The 20,986-nt window shown below is 60.0% G+C and carries 21 protein-coding genes and 1 pseudogene; 8 read left to right on the top strand and 14 right to left on the bottom strand.

All coding sequences use genetic code 11. The annotated features are described in order from the left end of the window. Positions 1 to 107: 107 nt before the first annotated feature. Entirely contained in the window at positions 108 to 740 is a 633-nt protein-coding gene (locus AC1RKH_RS10435; protein WP_493062616.1) for a DedA family protein, read from the top strand. Here the strand turns inward: AC1RKH_RS10435 and AC1RKH_RS10440 are convergent. After that, entirely contained in the window at positions 721 to 1,956 is a 1,236-nt protein-coding gene (locus AC1RKH_RS10440; RefSeq protein ID WP_493062617.1) for a sterol desaturase family protein, read from the bottom strand. The two genes, AC1RKH_RS10435 and AC1RKH_RS10440, sit on opposite strands and share 20 nt — an antisense overlap. Before the next feature lie 114 nt (positions 1,957 to 2,070). On the opposite strand from AC1RKH_RS10440, the gene elbB reads away from it, so the two are divergent. Beyond that, positions 2,071 to 2,739 carry an isoprenoid biosynthesis glyoxalase ElbB gene (gene elbB / locus AC1RKH_RS10445; protein WP_123426229.1) on the top strand — a complete coding sequence of 223 codons (669 nt, stop codon included), beginning with the start codon at positions 2,071 to 2,073 and terminating at the stop codon, positions 2,737 to 2,739. A gap of 117 nt (positions 2,740 to 2,856) precedes the next feature. On the opposite strand, the gene AC1RKH_RS10450 is transcribed toward elbB, so the two are convergent. After that, positions 2,857 to 3,312 (bottom strand): YaiI/YqxD family protein, encoded by a 456-nt coding sequence (locus tag AC1RKH_RS10450; protein WP_493062618.1) that lies wholly within the window; start codon positions 3,310 to 3,312, stop codon positions 2,857 to 2,859. 106 nt (positions 3,313 to 3,418) lie between these two features. Then, entirely contained in the window at positions 3,419 to 5,317 is a 1,899-nt protein-coding gene (locus AC1RKH_RS10455) for an FTR1 family protein (RefSeq protein WP_493062619.1), read from the bottom strand. A gap of 308 nt (positions 5,318 to 5,625) precedes the next feature. Here AC1RKH_RS10455 and AC1RKH_RS10460 point away from each other — a divergent pair, with 308 nt between their 5' ends. From AC1RKH_RS10460 to AC1RKH_RS10475, 4 genes are read left to right on the top strand one after another with little or no spacing between them, the layout of a single operon-like run. Next, positions 5,626 to 7,023: a COG3014 family protein gene (locus tag AC1RKH_RS10460; protein WP_493062620.1), complete on the top strand. Its 1,398-nt coding sequence runs from the start codon at positions 5,626 to 5,628 to the stop codon at positions 7,021 to 7,023. A 13-nt stretch (positions 7,024 to 7,036) separates the two neighbouring features. Then, positions 7,037 to 7,408, top strand: coding sequence for a YcfL family putative periplasmic lipoprotein (locus tag AC1RKH_RS10465; RefSeq protein WP_493062621.1), 372 nt, complete (start codon positions 7,037 to 7,039; stop codon positions 7,406 to 7,408). Between the two features lie 34 nt (positions 7,409 to 7,442). After that, positions 7,443 to 8,030: a penicillin-binding protein activator LpoB gene (gene lpoB, locus AC1RKH_RS10470; RefSeq protein WP_071552841.1), complete on the top strand. Its 588-nt coding sequence runs from the start codon at positions 7,443 to 7,445 to the stop codon at positions 8,028 to 8,030. Positions 8,031 to 8,033: 3 nt separating this feature from the next. Beyond that, positions 8,034 to 8,777 (top strand): penicillin-binding protein activator LpoB, encoded by a 744-nt coding sequence (locus tag AC1RKH_RS10475; protein WP_123426224.1) that lies wholly within the window; start codon positions 8,034 to 8,036, stop codon positions 8,775 to 8,777. Positions 8,778 to 8,840: 63 nt separating this feature from the next. Here the strand turns inward: AC1RKH_RS10475 and AC1RKH_RS10480 are convergent, their stop codons facing one another. Further along, on the bottom strand, positions 8,841 to 9,473 hold the full coding sequence (locus AC1RKH_RS10480; RefSeq protein ID WP_103317873.1) for a LysE family transporter: 633 nt from the start codon (positions 9,471 to 9,473) through the stop codon (positions 8,841 to 8,843). Between the two features lie 186 nt (positions 9,474 to 9,659). After that, positions 9,660 to 11,570, bottom strand: a complete 1,911-nt coding sequence (locus tag AC1RKH_RS10485) for an ATP-binding cassette domain-containing protein (RefSeq protein WP_493062622.1) — start codon at positions 11,568 to 11,570, stop codon at positions 9,660 to 9,662. Positions 11,571 to 11,620: 50 nt separating this feature from the next. Between AC1RKH_RS10485 and AC1RKH_RS10490 the strand changes: the two genes are divergently transcribed. Further along, positions 11,621 to 12,085: a TIGR02444 family protein gene (locus AC1RKH_RS10490; protein WP_493062623.1), complete on the top strand. Its 465-nt coding sequence runs from the start codon at positions 11,621 to 11,623 to the stop codon at positions 12,083 to 12,085. On the opposite strand, the gene AC1RKH_RS10495 is transcribed toward AC1RKH_RS10490, so the two are convergent. Beyond that, entirely contained in the window at positions 12,082 to 13,170 is a 1,089-nt protein-coding gene (locus tag AC1RKH_RS10495) for an AlgP family protein (protein WP_493062624.1), read from the bottom strand. The genes AC1RKH_RS10490 and AC1RKH_RS10495 overlap by 4 nt on opposite strands. 192 nt (positions 13,171 to 13,362) lie before the next feature. On the opposite strand from AC1RKH_RS10495, the gene AC1RKH_RS10500 reads away from it, so the two are divergent. Continuing rightward, a complete protein-coding gene (locus AC1RKH_RS10500) occupies positions 13,363 to 14,028 on the top strand; it encodes an FKBP-type peptidyl-prolyl cis-trans isomerase (protein WP_493062625.1) in 666 nt (221 codons plus the stop codon). A gap of 69 nt (positions 14,029 to 14,097) precedes the next feature. Here AC1RKH_RS10500 and rsd read toward each other — a convergent pair whose 3' ends face one another. The 8 genes and pseudogenes from rsd to AC1RKH_RS10540 form a co-directional block, all read right to left on the bottom strand. After that, positions 14,098 to 14,556 (bottom strand): sigma D regulator, encoded by a 459-nt coding sequence (gene rsd, locus AC1RKH_RS10505; protein WP_123426219.1) that lies wholly within the window; start codon positions 14,554 to 14,556, stop codon positions 14,098 to 14,100. A 177-nt stretch (positions 14,557 to 14,733) separates the two neighbouring features. Next, positions 14,734 to 15,285: a disulfide bond formation protein B gene (locus AC1RKH_RS10510; RefSeq protein WP_493062626.1), complete on the bottom strand. Its 552-nt coding sequence runs from the start codon at positions 15,283 to 15,285 to the stop codon at positions 14,734 to 14,736. Positions 15,286 to 15,515: 230 nt separating this feature from the next. Then, positions 15,516 to 16,754: a heme biosynthesis protein HemY gene (locus tag AC1RKH_RS10515; protein ID WP_493062627.1), complete on the bottom strand. Its 1,239-nt coding sequence runs from the start codon at positions 16,752 to 16,754 to the stop codon at positions 15,516 to 15,518. Then, complete coding sequence (locus AC1RKH_RS10520) at positions 16,751 to 17,887, bottom strand: uroporphyrinogen-III C-methyltransferase (RefSeq protein WP_493062628.1); 1,137 nt, start codon at positions 17,885 to 17,887, stop codon at positions 16,751 to 16,753. Before AC1RKH_RS10520 ends, AC1RKH_RS10515 begins: the two co-directional genes overlap by 4 nt. A 16-nt stretch (positions 17,888 to 17,903) precedes the next feature. Further along, positions 17,904 to 18,668 carry a uroporphyrinogen-III synthase gene (locus tag AC1RKH_RS10525; protein ID WP_493062629.1) on the bottom strand — a complete coding sequence of 255 codons (765 nt, stop codon included), beginning with the start codon at positions 18,666 to 18,668 and terminating at the stop codon, positions 17,904 to 17,906. Next, positions 18,665 to 19,606, bottom strand: a complete 942-nt coding sequence (gene hemC / locus AC1RKH_RS10530) for a hydroxymethylbilane synthase (RefSeq protein WP_493062630.1) — start codon at positions 19,604 to 19,606, stop codon at positions 18,665 to 18,667. Before hemC ends, AC1RKH_RS10525 begins: the two co-directional genes overlap by 4 nt. Positions 19,607 to 19,744: 138 nt before the next feature. After that, positions 19,745 to 20,491: a LytR/AlgR family response regulator transcription factor gene (locus tag AC1RKH_RS10535; RefSeq protein ID WP_123426213.1), complete on the bottom strand. Its 747-nt coding sequence runs from the start codon at positions 20,489 to 20,491 to the stop codon at positions 19,745 to 19,747. Beyond that, positions 20,488 to 20,860: pseudogene (locus AC1RKH_RS10540) on the bottom strand (sensor histidine kinase); the annotation flags it as partial. The gene AC1RKH_RS10535 and the pseudogene AC1RKH_RS10540, both read right to left, overlap by 4 nt. Positions 20,861 to 20,986: the final 126 nt, after the last annotated feature.

Raw genomic sequence — 20,986 nt, forward strand, 5'->3', positions numbered from 1 at the left:
GCAACCATTGTCCTTGTAGGAAATGTTCACGTCGAGACACATTTCGACACTTTCCTGAATGTGTCTGAAGGGTTAGGCTGCGCGTTCATTTCGCCAGCACCCAGACAATGCTCCAACAATTTCTGCATGACTTCGGCTACTTTGCCCTTTTCCTCGGCACGTTCTTCGAAGGCGAAACCATTCTGGTACTCGCAGGCTTCCTCGCGTTCCGCGGATACATGGACATCAACCTGGTGGTGGTCGTGGCGTTCTTCGGCAGTTATGCCGGCGATCAGCTGTGGTACTTCCTGGGGCGCAAACACGGCCGCAAACTGCTGGCGCGCAAACCACGCTGGCAATTGATGGGTGATCGGGCGCTTGAGCATATCCGCAAGCACCCGGACATCTGGGTGCTGAGCTTTCGCTTCGTCTACGGCCTGCGCACGGTGATGCCCGTGGCCATCGGCCTGTCGGGTTATCCGCCAGGACGCTACCTGATACTCAATGGTATTGGTGCGGCGATATGGGCCAGCGCCCTGGCGGCCGCCGCTTACCACTTTGGCGCGGTGCTCGAAGGCATGCTCGGCAGCGTCAAGAAGTACGAGTTGTGGGTTCTCGGCGCCCTGCTGGTGCTGGGCTTCTGCCTGTGGCTGCGTCGGCGCTTCAAGAATGCTCGCCTGGCCAAGCAGATCTACGAAGACGATCAGGTCCTGCAAGCTGAAAAGGCCAAGAGCAGCGAACCTACGACGCCAGTCGAGTGATGCGGTTTTTGCAGCAGTAGAGACCGATGCCGCTGAGCAGGCTGTAACTGAGCAGGCCGATCCAGCCCACCGCGCTGGCCGGCCACAGCCCGACCAGCGGCGCCAGCCACACCAGCGGCAGGTTCAGCGCCAGCCGCAGCAGCTCCAGCTTCAACGCCTGCGGGCGATTCTCCAGGGCCACGCCCAACACAAACAAACCCAGCGCCACCGCCCCCCAACCCAACACCAGGGCCGCGGTCGACAAGCTTCGTTCCAGATTCATCAGGTAGCTGCCCAGCGCGATGTACACGCAAAATTGCAGTGCGACATACAGCTGCTGGCGGCCGTCCAGCGGCACCTCGAATTTACGGAACTGACTCAGGTCGGGCTTGTTCATCGGGTACTTCGCCACCACGTCCGCCGGACGCCAGCCAGTGCGCATGAACCAGATCCGCAGCTTGTCCCACAGGCTCTCGGCGCGTCGAGCATCGGCCCACAACTGCGCATAGAACTGCAGGTTCGCCCACAACGGATTCCAGCTCGCCAGCGGCGTGGTCACGCCAAAAATCACCGGCTCGTTGTCGTCCTCCTCCTGGAACGAACCAAACAACCGGTCCCAGACAATGAACACCCCACCGTAGTTGCGATCCATGTACAGCGCGTTCTGCGCGTGGTGAGCCCGATGGTTGGACGGCGTGACGAAGAACCATTCGAACCAGCCGAGCTTGGGAATGTGTTTGGTGTGGACCCAGAATTGATACAGCAGGTTCAGCGCCGCGACGCTGACGAACACCAGCAGCGGCACACCGAGCACCGCCATCGGCAGGTAGAAAATCCAGCTCAGCAGGAACCCGGTGCTGGTCTGGCGCAATGCCGTGGAGAGGTTGTAGTCCTCGCTTTGATGGTGCACCGAATGCGCCGCCCAGAGGATGTTGCGCTCATGCCCCATGCGGTGCAGCCAGTAGTAGCAGAAGTCGTAAAGGACAAAGGCAAACACCCAAACCCAAACGCTCTCGGCCGACAGCTCGAACAACGCCAGATGTTTCAGCGCAAAGGCGTACGTCAGCAGTCCCACGCCTTTGGTCAACAGGCCGGTGGTGGTCGACAGCACGCCGGTGCTGAGGCTGTTGATCGCATCGGCCAGGCGATAATTACTCACCCCGCGCCAGCGGTCCGCCAACAGCTCGACGGCAATCAACACAAAGAAAAACGGCACCGCATACAGAATGAAGTCCATGACGCGACCTGATCACAATTGTTGCCAAAAGATTAGGTGTAGACGCGAAATAACCCTATGGCAACGAATGACAAATTAGTGGACATTTAACGCCATGAATCTGGAGAAGAACCCATGAGCAAAAAAGTTGCAGTGATACTTTCCGGCTGTGGCGTCTATGACGGCGCCGAGATCCATGAAAGCGTGATCACCCTGCTACGCCTTGACCAACGCGGTGCGCAGGTCCAGTGCTTCGCCCCTGATATCGCGCAATTGCATGTGATCAACCACCTGACGGGCGAAGAAATGCCCGAGTCGCGCAACGTGCTGGTGGAGTCGGCGCGCATCGCCCGTGGACACGTAAAAGACCTGCGTGAAGCCAACGCCGAAGACTTCGACGCGTTGATCGTGCCCGGCGGTTTTGGCGCCGCGAAGAACCTGTCCAACTTCGCCATCGAAGGCGCCGGTTGCAGCCTTCAGCCAGAAGTCCTGGCGCTGGCCGAAGCCTTTGCCGAAGCCGGCAAGCCGGTTGGCCTGATCTGTATCTCGCCGGCGCTGGCGGCGAAGATCTATGGCCCGGGCGTGACCTGCACCATCGGCAACGACACCGACACTGCCGCTGCAATGACCAAAATGGGCGCTACCCACGCAGACTGCGCGGTCGGCGACATCATTGAGGACAAGGCCCGCAAACTGGTGAGCACCCCGGCTTATATGCTCGCGCAGTCGATCAGCGAAGCGGCTTCAGGGATCAACAAGCTGGTTGATCGGGTGCTGGAGCTGACGCACGAGAATGATGCGTAACACGGTTTAAATGTGGGAGCGAGCTTGCTCGCGATAGCGACCTAACCGTCAACATTAATGTTGGATGTGCTGGCCCTATCGCGAGCAAGCTCGCTCCCACAGGGTTCACTGCAAGGCTCAAGACTTTCGGGTCAGCCGGGTGATGATCCGGTCCAGCGCATTGGCGAACGCCTGCTTCTCCCGTTCACCAAACGGCGCGGGACCACCGCTCATCTGGCCCTGCTCGCGCAGATCGGTGAACAGGTTGCGCACCGCCAACCGATCGCCCATGTTCTGCGCATCGAACTCCTTGCCGCGCGGATCAAGCGCCGCCACACCCTTCTTCACCAGCCGATCAGCCAGCGGCACGTCACTGCAAATCACCAGATCACCGGGCAGCGCATGTTCAACCAGGTAATCATCGGCCGCGTCCGGACCGCTCGGCACCACGATCAGCTTCACCAGGGCCAGGCTCGGCTTGATCTGCGGCTGCCCGGCCACCAGCACCACTTCGAACTGGCGCTTGAGGGCGAACTTCACCACCAGGTCCTTCGCCGCCCGAGGGCAGGCGTCGGCATCGATCCAGACACGCATTGTTGTTACCTCTTCCAAAAAGCATCGCGAGCAGGCTCGCTCCCACAGGTTATACGCAATCCTGTGGGAGCGAGCTTGCTCGCGATTGTGAGCGCAGCGAATGCTGTTAAGAGGCTTGAACCCGCCGCTTCTCCGCCATACGACTGCGACTGTACAGCACGACAATCGCCAGAATCGCCACCGCCTGTGCGCTCAGCGAATAGGCATCAGCGTGAATCCCCAGCCAGTCGAAGTCAAAGAATGCCACCGGACGAGTGCCAAAGATCCCGGCCTCCTGCAAGGCTTTGACACCATGCCCGGCGAACACCACCGACAACGCGCAGAGCAAACCGGCGTTGATCCCGAAGAACAGCGCCAACGGCAGTTTCGCCGAGCCGCGCAGGATCACCCAGGCCAGACCGACCAACAACACCAACGCCGTGGCGCCACCCGCCAGTACCGCGTTATGCCCGGCCGGGCCTGCTTGCAGCCACAAGGTCTCGTAAAACAGCACCACTTCGAACAGCTCGCGGTAGACCGAGAAAAACGCCAGCGCCGCAAAACCGAAACGCCCGCCGCCGCTGACCAGGCTGCTCTTGATGTAGTCCTGCCAGGCGGCCGCGTGACGACGGTCGTGCATCCAGACCCCGAGCCAGAGCACCATGACACTGGCAAACAGCGCGGTGCAGCCTTCGAGCAACTCACGCTGGGAACCACTGACATCGATCACATACGCCGCCAGCGCCCAGGTCGCCAGACCCGCTACCAGCGCCAAGCCCCAGCCAATATTGACGCTGCGAATCGCCGACTGTTGACCAGTGTTGCGCAAGAATGCCAGCACCGCAGCCAGTACCAGAATCGCTTCCAATCCTTCGCGCAACAGAATCAGCAGACCCGATACGTAGCTCAACGACCAGCTCAATCCATCGCTGCCCAGCAGGTCAGCTGACTCTTTCAACTTGGCCTTGGCAAACGCCAGACGTTGCTCGGCTTGCTCGATCGGCAGCCCGTCCTGCAACGACTGACGGTAAGCCATCAGGGATTTTTCAGTGTCTTTGCGCACCACGGTGTTGACGTTATCCAGCGAGCTTTCGACCAGTTCGAAGCCCTCCAGATACGCCGCCACCGACAGGTCATAGGCCTGATCGTGCGCGCCGGCACGGTACGCGGCGATGCTCTTGTCGAGGGTCGCTGCGGTGTAATCGAGCAACTGCGCCGGACCGCGTTTGACTTGCGGCGGCTGCGCACGCTGGGCGCGGAACGTAGCAGCTGCCTGAGGGCCTTCGGCCGTCAGCACTTCAGCCGGGGTCTGTCGGGCCAGGTCGGCGAGGTTGAAGTTCCTTTCGCTTTTCGCCGCAGTCGGATCGGCGCTGAACGCGGCGATATAGGTCGCCAGATCCCAGCGCTGACGCTCGTCGAGTTGATCGGCGAAGGCCGGCATGTCAGTGCCCTCGATACCCTGCCCCAACGTGCTGTAGATCGCATACAGGCTCAGGCGGTCCAGCCGCGTGGCATCGCGCAGATTGGCGGGTGGCGGCGTCAGGCCGACACCTGCGGGACCATCACCGGCACCGGCGTCGCCATGGCACACCGAGCAATGCTGGGCATACAACGGCGCGCCGCGTGTGGGGTCCGGCGTAATGATCGGTGCCTGGCTGACTTCATAGGCCACTGCCAGTTTCGCGCCCAGTTGCCGCGCCAGACGGGCCACCTCCGCACCGTCTTGACGCAGGGTTACAGCGTTACGCAGATTGCTCACACCCTGCTCAAGCTCCGCGCGTTCGGGTCTGGCCGGCAGCGCAGCGATCAGCCCCTGCAAGACACCGAGAAACTCCAGTTGCTCACGATATTCGCCATCATCGATGACCTGTCCCGCCTCCACAGTCGCCGGATAATCGGCACCAATATAATCGAGCAAATGCAGTGCCTGTGGCGCACCTTCCACCGTGTCGGCCAGCAGGTTGAAACTGCACAAGGCAAACAAAGGGAAGACCAGCCAGGCCAGGAAACGGGACGGGGCAGTCATGAATGAATCTCAATTGATAATACGAAGTAACACATTGTTCACTCTCAATGCTTTCCGCTCAAGCTTTGTCGTCCATTGTTCGTGGATTCAGACACCTCCCACATGGTGGCACCCAAAGAAAAAATGAAATTAAAAAGCCATTACATGGCCAGTATCCGCGCTTATAATGCCGCGCCCTCGTTATTGCGATCGGGTATTTAAGCTCCTCTTTTTATGAGGAATTGGCATGGAAAGCCACCTTCCCTGTCGATTGGTTCACCCAGCCCGACCAGCACGCTCGGCTGTTTAAACTCAGGGAAGAAGTACCCATGGCATCCCGCGCCCTTACCTCGATCGCGCTCAGCGCAGTCACTTTGCTTGCCGGTTGTTCGGCCTTTCGCAGCTACGACACAGAACTGCAAGAAACCAACCAGCAGTTGGCCAGCGGTAACGTCGACGCCGCACTGACGCTGCTGGAAAAAAACAACACCGGTGAAAACAAGGACCTGCTCTATTACTTCGAGAAAGGTGAACTGCTGCGCGCCAAGGGCGACCTGACCGGCAGCCAGACCGCGTGGAGAAGCGCGGACCAGGTCGTCGGTACCTGGGAAGAGTCGGTCAAGCTGGATACCGACAAGTACCTGGCTCAGTTCGGCAGCTTTCTGGTCAATGACAAGGTCCGCCGCTACGAAGGGTATGACTACGAAAAAGTCATGCTGACCACGCAAATGGCCTTGAACCTGCTGGCAGTGAACGATTTCGACGGTGCCCGCACCGAAATCAAGAAGACCCACGAACGTGAAGCGGTGATCGCCGAACTGCGGGACAAGGAATACCTCAAGCGCGAAGACGAAGCCGAGAAGCAAGGCGTCAAGACTCAATACAAGGACCTGAAGGGTTACCCGGTGGCGAGTCTCGACGCGCCTGACGTGGTCGGCCTGAAGAACAGCTATCAGAGTGCGTTCAGTCATTACCTGGCCGGTTTCGTCTACGAAGCCCTGGGTGAAAAAGACCTGGCCGCGCCGGGTTATCGCAAAGCCGCCGAACTGCGCCCCAACACTCCGTTGCTCGAACAAGCGCTGCTCAACCTGGACAAGCCGGCCGGCAAAAACGAAGAAAGCGACATCCTGATCGTCGTGCAAAGCGGCCTTGCGCCGAGCCGTGATTCCATTCGCATTCCCTTGCCACTGCCAATCAGCAATAACGTGGTGATCACCCCGCTGTCGTTCCCGGTAATCAAGCCTGACACCTCGACCGTGACGTATGCCCAGATCGGTGTCGACGGCCAGCAACAGAACCTGACCCAGCTCAACAGCACCACCGCCATGTCCCGCCGCGCCCTGCGTGACGACATGCCCGGGATCATTCTGCGCACCACCGTACGGGCCGTGACTCGCGCCGTGGCGCAAAAGAAGATCAACGAAACCAACCCTCTGGCCGGTCTGGCCGTAGGCATCACGTCGGCGGTGATGGAAGGGGCGGATACCCGCACCTGGCGCACCCTGCCCGACAACACCCAGGTTGTGCGCCTGCGCCTGGCCAAAGGCGAGCACCAACTGAGCCTGCCGAACGCTCTGGGCGGTTCGCGAATCACCGTCAAGGTCGATCAGCGTTACCAGGTGATCGGCCTGCGTACGGTGGGCAATCAGGTGTTCGCCAGTGGCGTCGCCGCCCACGTGATCCCAAGCGCCACCCCGCAAGTCGTGGCCAGCGTCAAACAACCTTAAGCGGAGCTTCTCCATGCGTTTCAAACTGATTGCTGTCGCCGCCCTGGCTCTGCTGGCCGGTTGCGCCACCCCGCCGCCACCTGCGCCTGGCAGTGCCGAGAGCAAAGTCGTGGTGATGAACAAGTTCAAAAACATCGCCATTGGCGCGATGCGGGTCGCCCGTGAAAACGGCTTCCTGACCGTCAAGGTCGCGCTGAACAACACCAGCCACACCAACATGACGATGTACTACCGCTTCGTCTGGCTGGGCGATGACGGGTTCCCGGTGGCCGATGAAGAAAACTGGAAAACCCTGAACCTGTATGCCGCGCAGGCCACGTTCCTGCCAGCCATTGCGCCTGTGCCCAAGGCCACCGACTTCCGCCTTGAAGTCAAAACCCCTTAAGCCCCCCCCTATTTCGTGACAGAGAGACATTCCCATGTTTGTACGCTTTTCGTTCCTCGCCGTGGTCGCCCTTCTGGCCAGCGGCTGCGCCAACAACTCGCCGGTTCTGGGCGGGAAAAACATCGGTTACGGCGACAGCAAGGCTGTTGAGCTGGTGACCAACGAGTTCGGCTCCACTGACCTGCAGATGATTGCGGAATCCATGACCCGCTCCCTGGCCCAATCCGGCATCTTGCAAGGCCGCCCGGTCGTGCAGGTCTACGACGTGAAGAACAAGACCAGCGAATACATCGATACCCGCGAAATCACCACCAGCATCAAGACTCAACTGATGAAGTCCGGCACCGCCCGTTTTGCCAGCGACAACACCGCGATGCAGAGCCAGGTCGACCAGCTCAAACTGCAAAACCAGAGCGGCCTGTACAAGAAAGGCACCGTGGCCAAGACCGGCAATATGGTCGCTGCCAAATACCGTCTTGAAGGCTCGATCAGCTCGATCGTCAAGCGCAGCAGCGATTACAAAGACGTTTTCTACAAGTTCAGCCTGCAACTGATCGACGTTGAAAGCGGTCTGGCCGAGTGGATGGACGAGAAAGAGATCCGCAAAACCACGGAGCGTTAAGCAATGCGTGCATGGATTGGCATCATGGCCCTGGCCTGCGCGTTTGGCGCGCAGGCGGCCCCGAAAATCGCGGTCACCGACCTCGCCTACCAAGAGCGGGTGGAGCAGTACATCCACATCGTCTCCGCACAGAGCAATATGCAGGCGGGCATGTATCACGCCAGTGGCTCGTCGAGCTACAACGAGATCGAGGCCAGCAGCAGCTACATCGAGCAAGGCGAGCTTCGCAAGTTCAGCGGCGACATCAAGGGCGAGATTCTCAAGTCCGGGATGTTCCAGCTGGTGCAAGGCACCCCGTACACTGCCAAGTCCAAGGAAGACGTCTACGACGTGATCAAACGGATCAAGGCCGGTAACTACAAGGGCGCCGACTATGTGTTGTTCGGCACCCTGTCGGATATCGACTTCACCCGCGACATCACCTCGCTGGCCAACACCGATAGCTATTCGGCGATTCTCGGCCTGAGCCTGGTGGCGGACTTCAGTCTGATCAACACCCGGACGTTTGAAATCACGTCGGCATTCACCGCCATGGGTGACGGCCAGGACACCAAACTGGTGAACGGCGAAGACGTCAAAGTGTCGCTGAACCGCCCACGGGTGGTGCGTGACGTGTCCAAGTCGCTGGGCGAGGACGTGGCCCGTCAGTTGGGCGAACAACTCGGTCGCGGCACTCAGCAACAGCCGGGGCAAGCGCCACTGCGCAATAACCTGCCACGTGATACGGCGCCGGTTATTCTGCGCTGAGTCATCCATGCGGGAACGAAAAAGGCGACCTCTTGAGGTCGCCTTTTTTGTGCCTTGCGGGTTTTACACCGCAGCTCTACGAATGGTCGCCAGCAGCCCGGCAGCACCAATGAACAGCCCGGCAAACGTGCGGTTCATCCGTCGTTGTTGCTTGGGTGTGCGCAGCAGTCGCAACACCTTGGAGGCAAGGCCGGTGTAACCCGCCATGACGATCAGGTCGACGCAGATCATGGTCACGCCAAGGATCAGGTACTGCGCCACCAATGGCGCGTGCGGGTCGATGAACTGCGGCAGCACCGCCAGCATGAACACCAGCGCCTTGGGGTTGCTGACATTCACCAGGAAACCGCGAAATACCAACGCCAGCGGTTTGCCGATCTGCCGAATGGCCGCGTCATCGCTCATGTTGCTGGGCAGTGCGCGCCATTGCTTGACCGCCAGATACACCAGATAAGCCACGCCAAACCATTTGATCGCGTAGAAGGCCGTGGCCGACGTGGCGAGAATTGCGCCCACTCCGGCGGCGACAATCGCAATCTGCATCGCCAGCCCCAGTTGCAGGCCCAGGGCGTTCCAGTAGCCACGCCAGAAACCGTACTGCAAACCGCAGGACATCGACGCAATGGCGCCGGCGCCCGGGGAAAGACTGATCACCCAACAGGCGGCAAAAAACGCCAGCCATGTCTCAAGCACCATCGCACACCTCGACTCAGACTCGTTATAGACGTCTAAGCTAATGTGCTGGCTTGTGAATGACTATCGATTTTTTGCAGAAAAATCGCCCTGCCGACCAGCGTTACCGGCAGTCCGGCTACTTTTCGAAGCCGCTCGACAACACGTCGTTGCCGCGCCAGCGTCGTACCGAGCGCTGGCAGGCCTCTATCAGGACAGCGCTTCCAGCTCTGCCTGCATGCTTTCGAGCAGCTCCAGAGCTTCCATCCAGGTTTCTTCAAGCTCGGCTTCGCGAACCTTCAGCCTGGCCTGTTCGGCCAGCAGATCGCGCAGCTCATCCTTGCGGGCGGCTTCGTAGACGGCGCTGTCGCCGAGGCTGGTTTCGATCTTCGCCAGCTTCTCGTGCAACTTGCCCAACTCGGCTTCAAGCTTATCGGCTTCGCGTTTGTGCGGCGCCAGTTGCTGACGCAACGCAGCAGCGGCCTGACGCTGGGCTTTCTTGTCGGTCTTGTCCGGATTGACCGGCGAGTTGTTCACCGGCGCATTGCGCTGGCGATAATCGACCAGCCAACGGGCATAGTCTTCCAGATCGCCGTCGAACTCTTCGACCTTGCCATCGGCCACCAGGAAGAAGTTATCCGTGGTGCTTTTCAGCAGATGACGATCGTGGGAAACCACCAGCACTGCGCCACTGAATTCTTGCAGGGCCATGGTCAGCGCCAGGCGCATTTCCAGGTCCAGGTGGTTGGTCGGTTCGTCGAGCAGCAACAGGTTCGGCCGGTCCCAGGCGATCAACGCCAGTGCCAGTCGGGCCTTTTCGCCGCCGGAGAAATTCAGCACCGGCTCGTCGATCCGCGCACCACGGAAGTCGAAACCACCGAGGAAGTCGCGCAGGGTCTGTTCACGCTCGGTGGGCGCCAGACGCTGCAAGTGCAGCAACGGGCTGGCCTTGGAATCCAGCGAGTCCAGCTGATGCTGGGCGAAGTAACCGACGACAGTGTTCTCGCCACGGGTCAGTCGGCCGGACAATGGCTCGAGTTCACCGGCGAGGTTTTTGATCAGCGTCGACTTACCTGCGCCGTTGGGGCCGAGCAAGCCGATCCGCGCACCTGGCGTCAGTTGCAGCTTGACCTTCTCCAGCACGGTTCGCTCGCCATAACCCAGACGGGCGTCGGAGAGGTCAATCAACGGGCTGGAAATCTTCGCCGACTCGCGGAAGACGAAGTCGAACGGCGAATCGACGTGGGCGGCGGACAACTCTTCCATCCGCTCCAGCGCCTTGATCCGGCTCTGGGCCTGGCGGGCCTTGGTGGCCTGGGCCTTGAAGCGGGCGATGTAGCTTTCCATGTGCGCACGTTGCGCCTGTTGCTTCTCGTAGGCCTGTTGTTGCTGGGCCAAACGTTCGGCACGGGCACGTTCGAACGCCGAGTAGCCACCGCGATAGAGGGTAATCTTGCGCTGATCGACGTGAGCCACGTGATCGACCACGGCGTCGAGGAAGTCACGGTCGTGGGAAATCAGCAGCAAGGTGCCGGGGTAGCTCTTGAGCCACTCTTCCAGCCAGATAATCGCGTCGAGGTCCAAGTGGTTGGTCGGTTCGTCGAGCAACAACAGGTCCGACGGGCACATCAGCGCCTGCGCCAGGTTCAGACGCATCCGCCAGCCACCGGAGAAATCTCCGACCTGCCGATCCATCTGTTCATTGGTGAAGCCCAGGCCTGCGAGCAACTTGCGCGCCCGGGCGTCGGCGGTGTACCCGTCGGCGCTGTCGAGCTCTGCGTGCAGACGGGCCTGAGCAGCACCGTCATGGGCCGCTTCGGCTGCGGCGAGGTCGCGTTGCACCTCGCGCAGACGCAGGTCACCATCGAGCACATAGTCGACCGCGATGCGATCGAGGGTGTCGATCTCTTGGCGCATGTGGGCGATGCGCCAGTCGGCCGGCAAGAAGCAGTCACCCGAGTCCGGGTGCAGGTCACCCAGAAGCAAGGCGAACAGGCTCGATTTGCCGGCGCCGTTGGCACCGATCAGGCCGGCTTTGTGACCGGCGTGCAGGGTCAGCTCGGCGTCTTCTAGCAGACGTTGCGGGCCACGTTGTAAAGTCAGGTTCTGAAGTCGAATCATAATGGCGGCGGAGTCTACCAGCTTCGCTCGCAACTGGCGCGAGTAGCACTATGTCCTCTGACCTGTGGAGCTTTTCCCTCACCCTCTACACCCGACCGGGTGTTGAAGACGCCTGCCTGAAGCTGCAAGCAGCCGGGGCCAACGTTTGCCTGCTGTTGTGCGCAGCCTGGCTCGGACAGCACGGCGTGAGATGCAATGCGCAACGCCTGCAACAACTACAGCACCTGGCCGGCCCGTGGCATACGGAAGTCGTGCAACCGCTTCGACAACTGCGTACGCAGTGGAAGGCCGCAGCCCTCGCCGACGAAGAACTGAACACGTTACGAGCGCAAGTCAAAGCTCTGGAGCTGGAAGCGGAGCGGCAACTGTTGTTGCGTCTGGAAAATGCGGCGCAAGCATGGCCGCAGGGTCAAGCCAAAGACCTGGCCGTGTGGCTGGAAGGATTGGCGGCGGGCGCCGCCAACCTGAACCGCGACGCGCTGCTTCAGCTGCGCGTCGCGGTGACCGGCACTTAGGAAGCGCTGGTCGGGGTGCTGGTAGTGCTTGCAGCAGCTGCCGGTGCAGGCGAAGCGGCTGGCGTGCTCGCGGCTGGCGCAGGTGCAGCAGCCGGTGCAGACGTCACAGGCTTGGCGGCCGCTGGTGCGGTTGCCGGTTTTGCAGCCGCTGGTTTGGCGGCAGCAGGTTTGGCCACGACTGGTTTTTTCAGCGCTGGCTTGGCGGCTGGTTTTGCAGCAACCGGCTTGACGGCAGCAGGTTTGGCAGCGCTGGACGCTGCAGGCTTGGCAGCGGCTACTGGTTTAGCGGCAGGCTTGGCCGGCGCTTTGGCAGCTGCGGGTTTGGCCGCTGGCTTGGCGGCAGGTTTTGCAGCGACCGGTTTAGCGGCTGGCTTGGCAGCCGGTTTGGCCGCTGCGGTTTTTGCTGCTGGCTTGGCGGCAGGTTTTGCAGCGGTGGTTTTCGCTACTGCAGGTTTGGCAGCCGGTTTGGCGGCGGCAGTTTTAGCAGCAGGTTTTGCTGCTGGTTTGGCGGCAGCTGGTTTGGCAGCGGCTTTGGCAGCTGCCGGTTTAGCGGCGCTGGCAGCGACAGGTTTTTTCGCCGCAGGTTTGGCGGCTGCTTTCGCTGGAGCCTTGGCCGGTGCCTTGGCGGCTGCGGGTTTGGCAGCTGGTTTTTTCGCGGCGCCCGCAGCGGCGGCTGGCTTGGCCGAACGCAGGGTCAGCGTTTTGCCGACGGCTTCTTTCACGCGACCAATACCCTGGGCCAGTTTCAGGCTTTCCTGGGCATCGCGCTTGAGTTGCAGAATGTAGCCGCGAGTTTCGGACTGACGATCCTTGAGCGCATCAAGCAGATCTTCAAGTTCTTGTACCGCATCTTTGGCCTTGGCTTGTGCCTTGGCTTTGCCGGCCGCCGCAGCGTCCTGCAATTTGGTGCGAGATTTGTGCAATTTTTCCTGTGCTTTTCCGCGCTGCTTTTCCAGTTTGGCGAGCAGTTTTTCAGCATCAGCCAAGGCTTGGGAACAAGCGTTTTCCAAATGCTCGAGCAAGCTGCCCGAAAGCTGATGGAGTAAGTGCAACGGAGTATTTACAGGCTTCTTATTGGCCGACATGATTTACCTCCTGGCTGACGTGAATGCGGCTCATACTAGACCTCTGCTGCTACCGCCGCTAGGGCATGTTGACAGTATCGATTGCTGTGCGTTGCACCGATTTTAAAATGTTCTGCAGACACCTCAAAGCAGTTCACCGCTCACGGCATTCTCACTGGCATAATCCTGCGCATCTCAGGCTGGAGAGCGCCCATGTCGCGTTACCTTTTTTTACCCTTGTGCGTGTTTTTTTCGTTGGCTCATGCTGCGGAAAAATCCACGGAAAATGACGCCCACGATCTCGCTTACAGCCTGGGTGCAAGTCTGGGTGAACGTCTGCGCCAAGAGGTTCCAGACCTGCAAATTCAGGCACTGGTCGAAGGCTTGCAGCAGGCCTATCAAGGCAAGCCACTGGCGCTGAAAGATCAGCAGATCGAAAAAATCCTGGCCGAGCACGAAGCGCAAATTGCCGAGCAGCCAGCGATACCGCAAAGCGAAGTAGCCCTGGACAAGGAACAACGCTTCCTGACAGCCGAGAAGGCAAAACCCGGGGTTCGCGAACTGGCAGATGGCATCCTGCTGACCGAACTGGTCGCAGGTAACGGCGCCAAGGCCGGACCCAGTGGCAAGGTGCAGGTTCGCTACATCGGCAAGCTGCCCGACGGCACGGTGTTCGATCAGAACACTCAGGCGCAGTGGTTCAGCCTCGACAGTGTGATCAGTGGCTGGCGCAGTGCGTTGCAGCAGATGCCAGTAGGTGCGAAATGGCGCCTGGTGATTCCATCCGCGCAAGCCTACGGAGCCGATGGCGCAGGGGACCTGATCGCGCCGTTCACGCCTCTGGTGTTTGAAATCGAACTGCTCGGCGCGACTGGCTGAGCAATCGCCCAAACGAAAAACGGTGCGCAGAGCGCACCGTTCAAGGGATCTTTTACAACACGTGAGAACTCAGGCTTGCTCTGGAGTTTCTTCCTTATGAGCCGTGTGCAGCACTTCGATCAGGCAATCTTCCAGTTCGAAGCGCTCGTGCAACAGGCCACCGAGCTCCTTGAATTTCTCCGCAACGCACTTGCCTTGATCGCAGAGATCGTTGAAAGCCAGCAGCTTCTCGGTGATCACATCAATGCGCGGATAAATGGTTTCGGCCAATTCAAGCCCGCGCGTATCACCGAACGCCTTGGCTTCGCCCGTCAGCTGTTCGTAGATTTCGAAGTGGCCGGCAGAGACGTAATCGACCAGGACACCACAGAACTCCTGCAACGGTTTGCGGTTCTCGCCCAGAGCCTCAGGCTTGGCGCCGAGAGCATCATAGGCTCGAACCAGTTCGTGACGCTCCTGCAACCAACGATCGATCAGCAGATGCACTCCACCCCAGCGTTCCTGAGCATTCTGACAACTTTCGAGCATGGTGATCTCTCTTCCCTTATGGGTAATGCCGCCCGCACTCGCCGCAAGACTTGAAGATCAAGATTTGGCCAGGCAGAGCATCATCGAGCAACATAATTCCAATGATACGTGCGGGCCAGATTATGCCCGCACGACAACACCTTCAAGGTACGCAGGAGATAAAGTTCATACAAGTGTTTAATCACCCACCCGGTCCCCATGCGACGACTCGCCGCTGGGCGGTCGCTGATACGCGTACCAGACCAGCCGCAAGATCTGATAAGCCCCGAGAATCGTCATTCCGACAAAAAACAACAAACTCCATTCAGGGATACTCAGGTCGAACAGCGTCCAGGAAATTTCCGCGCAGTCAGCGGTTCCGTTGAATACCCGTTTCACAACACACAGCCAGGGCATGTCTGCGAACAGACCTTCCAGGCTGGTAGAGCACTCCGACACCTGTTGAGCCGGATCGCTTTGCAATACCACCTGACGCCACGCCGTAACAATCCCCGCCAGGCTGCTGAACAGGCTGAGCAACCAATACAGTAAACAGCCCAGACGCCTGGGCCCGTGCAGCGCGGCAACCAGGCAAACAGTCGTGAACAGGGCCAAAAAAAGCCGCTGCAACAGGCACAGCCCACACGGCTTGAGCCCGATGGCGTATTCCAGATAGTACGAAGCGCCCAAGACCAGGGCTCCCGCGATGAAGGCCATGAAAAACAATGAGCGTGTGCTGGCCAAAGACATGGCTTATCCGTAACAGAAGAGACAGGCAGTTACGGTAGAGGAAAGCCCTCTGGCCTTTCAAGGCAAGGCAGCGTGGACACTTCGCCACAGGTGTAGGGAATTCCCGACAGAAGAGACAGGATCAAATGTAGTCTCTTGTAAGACTCTGCCTATAGCCAGCATGACAGGGAAGAATTCTCGATTTGCCAATGGCCGGATCGCCTGCCTGGGCGACCCGGCCGCCGCGCATTTTACGCGCGCGCAGGCACCGGCAAAGGCGAAGCCAGCAGGCGCTTGTCCAGCAGACCCAAGCCTTCCTGGAAGAGCTGATTACTACGCTCGGTATCACCCAACTGAGCCAGCAGGCGGGCGAGCTCGGCACAGGCCTCGGGGTTACGCTGAACCCGCAGACTACTTTCCAGATAGTCCCGCGCCTTGCCCCACAGGCTGCTTTGCAAACACAACCGCCCCAACGTCAGCAGCAAGCTTGGGTCACCAGGATGGTCCTTCAACCAACCCTCGGCCGTTTGCAGTTGCCGCGCCGGGTCGCTGCCACGCAGCAAGCCATACAGTCGCGCCAGATGGCTGTCATATTTACGCTTGAGCGCCCCGCGCAGAACTTCCTCTGCCTCGACCTCAGCGCCCAGTTGCCGCAATTGTTCGGCGTAGGCAAGCACCAGCTGCGGTTCCTGGCGCTGAGCGGACGTCAGCTGTTGCCAGGCGCGATTGAGCGCCTGCAAACCCACGGCGCCGTCTTCCTCCCGGCGAGCGGCCAAGGTGAGGTTTTCACCCCATGCCCGACGTTCCAGCTCCGCCAGCTCGCTGGCCGGCAAAACCTTGTCCTTGCGCAATTCCGGCAACAGGCGGATGACCGCCGACCAGTCGCCGCGCTGCTGCAGCAAACGTTGCAACTGACGCAAGACCTGAACGCTGTGAGGATGACGCTCGTGCATGGCCTGCAGTGTTGTCAGCGCACCTTCGGTATCGCCACGGTCGGTCTGCAACTGCGCGTGACTCAAGGCAATCGCCAACTCGGCCTGAGGCTGACGCTCCAGCGCACGCTCCAGCAAGCTGTCACTTTCGTCATAGTGACCCTGCTCGTTCGCCGCTCGCGCGGCACCCAGGTAATAGAGCAGCGGCTGGCGTTCGGCTTCAGCGGCGCGATACAAGTGACGCTGGGCGCTGGCCCACCGACCTTCAGCGAGGTCCAACTGACCGTGCTCGATCGCCACCTGCACACGACGACTGCGGTTGCGGTTCGACCAGGGGTTGACCACACCACTGGAAGTGGCCACCAACTCGATCAGCATCTTGATGCCCCATAGCACCAGCCAGATTACCGCCACCAGCAGCAGGGTCGCCCACAGGCTCGACTCATAGCGAAAGGTCCTGTAAGCGATCAGCACATAACCAGAGTGCTGAGCAATCGCCAACCCCAGGGCCCCGGCGGCGGCGATGACCAAAAACACAATCACATAAAGTCGCTTCATGGGCTGGTCCCCGGCGTGGTGCTCGCAGCAGGCTTGGCGACGGCTTTCACCGAGTCCTCTGCACTGATATTACGGCGCTCCAGGTATGCCTGCACCGTGCTCAGGGTGGTCGTCAGATCAGGCGTGATGACCGTTACCGGTTGCTTGCTCAATTCGACAACCCGCTCGAGCATCACTTTGCTTTGCGGATTATCCTGATTGAAGCTGCCCTTGAGCACATCCCGCGCCTCAACCAGCGCCTGGGTATACACAGGCGCCTGGCCGTTGAGCGCAGCCCATTGCGCTTGCTCAAGCGCCAGGCTCAAAGCCAGGCGGACCTGACTCAGGCTTTGCCCGGCGAGCAATGGACGAATGTTTTTATCGGCGTTGAAATCAATCCGGATGTAGCGCGAGATCTGGTCCCACCATTGCGCCCAGCGACTGGCTCCATCGCCATCGGAGGTCAGGCTCGATAGAGAATCGCGCTCATGAAACTCGGGGGCCAGCTCGCTGAGTTCGACCACTTGATCACGCAGGGCTCCCAGTTGCAGGAACAACCCGGTGCGGTCCGGTTGCTCGGTACTGCGCAGTGCCGCAAGACTCTTCGCAATCTGCTCGCGGGCAGCGAAAGATCCCGGATCATTCTGCTCGCGCAGGATTTCATCAGCACCTTGCACCAGCGCCTGAGCGCTGCTGATGTCCTGCAAGGCAGACAGACGCAAACTGGCCAGACGCAGCAAGTGCTCGGCCTCGGCCAATCGCCAATCCTTGCGGCTGGCGCCCAGAACCGTTTCCAGACGCTGATTCAAGCGCTGCTGATCGCCCTGCAACTGGGTCACCAGGCGTCTGCGGTCTTCCAGTTCATCGGCGGGAGGTAATTGCTCAAGCCGGGCTGTCAGGCGCTGCTCATTGAGCTTGAGGCTTTGCGCCTGATCGTTCAGGGCCTGCAACTGCCCCAGCTGTTGCTGATTGTTGGTTTGCAGGCTGCGCACCTGCCAGATCCCCCAACCGCCAGCGGCAACACCCGCGGCACCCAGCAGCAACGCCAGGATCACCAGCCCGTTGCCACGACGCGGCTCAGGACTCTTCACAGTTTCAACCGACGCATCGAGCGCAGGCTGGACGTCATCTTTAGGCAAGGCTGTTTCGCTCACGTATCCATCCTTTGCATTAGAAAACGGGCCGGGTTTCCCGCAACGCCGTTAGCAAAGCCGTGGCACTGGCGCCACGACAATCCACAACTGTTTGGGCCCCTGCGGCCCGCGCCATCTCGGCCACCCGAGGGCTTGGAACAAACAATGGCAACCGCGCCAACTCAGGCCAGGCACTGCCCGCCAATTGGTACAGGTGCTCAAAACCCTGTCCACTGCTGACCACCAGACCGTTCAGGTGTTCCGATTGAATCCGCTCAGGCAACGCGCCCTCGACATACCGCGGCAAGCCGCGACGGTACAACTCCAGATAATCGACACTAGCACCTTGCTCGCGTAAACGCTCTGCGAGCAGTTCACGCCCACCCTCGCCGCGCATGATCAACACACGGGCGTCGGGCCGGGCGATAGCCTCGCGCAACAACGGAAGCTCAAGCAAGGATTCGCTGTCATCGCCATCCACCGGGAAGCTGACGTCCAACCCGTGATCCAGGAGGACCTGCGCGGTCGCCGCGCCCACGCTGAACCACTTCAAGCACCGCGATTGCGGCCAGTACCGGTCGACCAGATCCACACCGATTCGGGCGGCCGGTTTGCTGACCACGATCACCGCGCAATAGCGATCCATACCCTGAATCACTTCGCGCATTGTCTCAGAGACAGGAATCGGCTCTATTTCCAAAAGCGGCAAACTGCTGCTGAAAATCCCCTCTTCGGCCAGAACACGGGTCAGCGCCGCCGAATCATCCGCGGGACGCGTCAACAGCAGGCGCCAACCCGTCACTCGTGACCCGCCTCGCCATAGACTGCTTTCAGAATGTCGTTGGCGCCCTGGCCAAGGAGGTCTTCGGCAACTTGCACACCCAGAGCTTCGGCATCACTGCGTGGCGCACGAGCCTCGGCAGTCAGCAGCAGGCCACCCTTCGGATCACCCACCAGACCACGCAGCCAGATCTGCTCGCCTTCGAGCACCGCATAGCAGGCGATCGGTACCTGACAGCCGCCGTTCAAGTGCTTGTTCAGCGCACGTTCGGCAGTGACGCGGGTGGCGGTGTCCTGATGATGCAGAGGGGCAAGCAGTGCGTGAATTTCAGTGTCAGCGCTGCGGCATTCGATACCGACCGCGCCCTGACCACCGGCTGGAAGACTGTCATCGACGCTGATCGAAGAGGCGATGCGATCTTCGAAGCCCAGGCGAATCAAACCGGCTGCCGCGAGGATGATCGCGTCGTACTCACCGGCATCGAGCTTGGCCAGGCGGGTGTTGACGTTGCCGCGCAGGAAGCGGATTTGCAGGTCCGGGCGACGGGTCAGCAACTGCGCCTGGCGACGCAGGCTCGAGGTGCCGACCACGCCGCCCTGAGGCAGTTCGTCGAGGCTGGCATAGGTGTTGGAAACAAAGGCGTCACGCGGATCTTCGCGCTCGCAGATGCAAAACAGACCCAGGCCTTCAGGGAAGTCCATCGGCACGTCTTTCATCGAGTGCACGGCAATGTCGGCTTCATTGTCGAGCAACGCGGTTTCCAGTTCTTTGACGAACAGGCCCTTGCCGCCGATTTTCGACAATGGCGAGTCGAGCAACTTGTCACCGCGACTGACCATGGGCACCAGCGTCACGAGCAGGCCTGGGTGAGCCTGCTCCAGACGGGCTTTGACGTATTCGGCCTGCCACAAGGCCAAGGCACTTTTGCGGGTAGCGATGCGGATTTCGCGAGGGGACATGGATCAATCCGTACTGAATAGATACGGCGGATAATAACAGCTCAGCCAAATCCGCTTTGACTTGTATCAGAAACAGCATGGCCTCCCTGGCCTCACCTGCCCGGCAATGGGGAGTGAAATCCGTGCGCGAACAGCGGGCTAAAGCTGTTGCATCATTTTGCGCACACCCGCGACATGACGTCGACTGACAATCAGCGCGTCACCGTTAAGCCCCTTGAGAAACAGCTGGAAGTGCCCAAGCGGTGTGCGTTGTAACCGCTCGATACGCTCGCGTGCCACCAGCGCATTGCGGTGAATACGCACAAAGCGGTCGCCAAATTCATCTTCGAGGGCTTTCAACGGCTCGTCCAGCAACACCTCGCCCGCCTCGTGGCGCAAGGTCACGTATTTGTGGTCGGCGATAAAATAGACAACTTGAGCCAACGGAATCAGCTCGATGCCTTTGCGGGTTCGCGCACTGATATGGCTGCGTGGGCCACTGCCGCTTTCTGCCGCTGGCCGGGTCAGCGCCGCGAGCTGAACGCGGTTGGGACGCTCGGCTTTTTTCAAGGCATCGAGCAGCAGCTCCGAACGCACCGGCTTGACCAGGTAACCCACCTCGCTGGTTTGCAAGGCGTCTATGGCAAATTCATCCTGGGCCGTACAAAACACCACCGCCGGTGGCGTCTCGCGTTCGCACAACCTTGCAGCGACTTGCAAACCGTCGAGGCCAGACATGCGGATGTCGAGCAGCACGATATCGGGCTTCAGGCTGTCGATCAGGGTCAACGCCTCATCGCCATTGGTGGCGCTGGGCTCCAGGACACTGTATCCCTCGAGCTCGCCGACCATACGGCTCAGGCGCTCGCGGGCTTGGGGTTCGTCATCAACGATCAGGACATTCATATTGCGCTGGATTCCTGCGTGAGTCTCGCACAAGGATAGCGTAGACAGGTGAAGTGACGTCCGTCACCGCGATCCACGCTAAGACTAGCGCGACCGCCAAAAAGTGCCGCACGTCGGGTTGCAATATTTACCGGTGCCTGCGCAGTTCCGTTCGAAGCCTGCCGCGGCGTGGCGTCACCATAGGGTTTGCTGATACACAATATGAACACCCCTTCTTTTATAGTCGGCTTCGACGCTGGCCGTAGCGCGCTTTGCAGCAATGCGGATGAGGCCCACCAGACGATCGGCAATTGCGCTGACCCTCAAGTCCAACTGTAGACGTTTGCCACGACGAAAGTGCTCATTTGACAAATATCGTTGCGTAATCGCAGAGGTGGCCCTTTGAGTATGGCCGGTCAAATAAGAAAAAAACGTATCGACCAGTGTCACCGACAGGATTGGCAACCCTGTTATTATCCGCGGCAGGTTTTACGCCATTTTCCTTCAGCCGATCAC

Source organism: Pseudomonas sp. GW822-FHT06B12 (assembly GCF_058799675.1).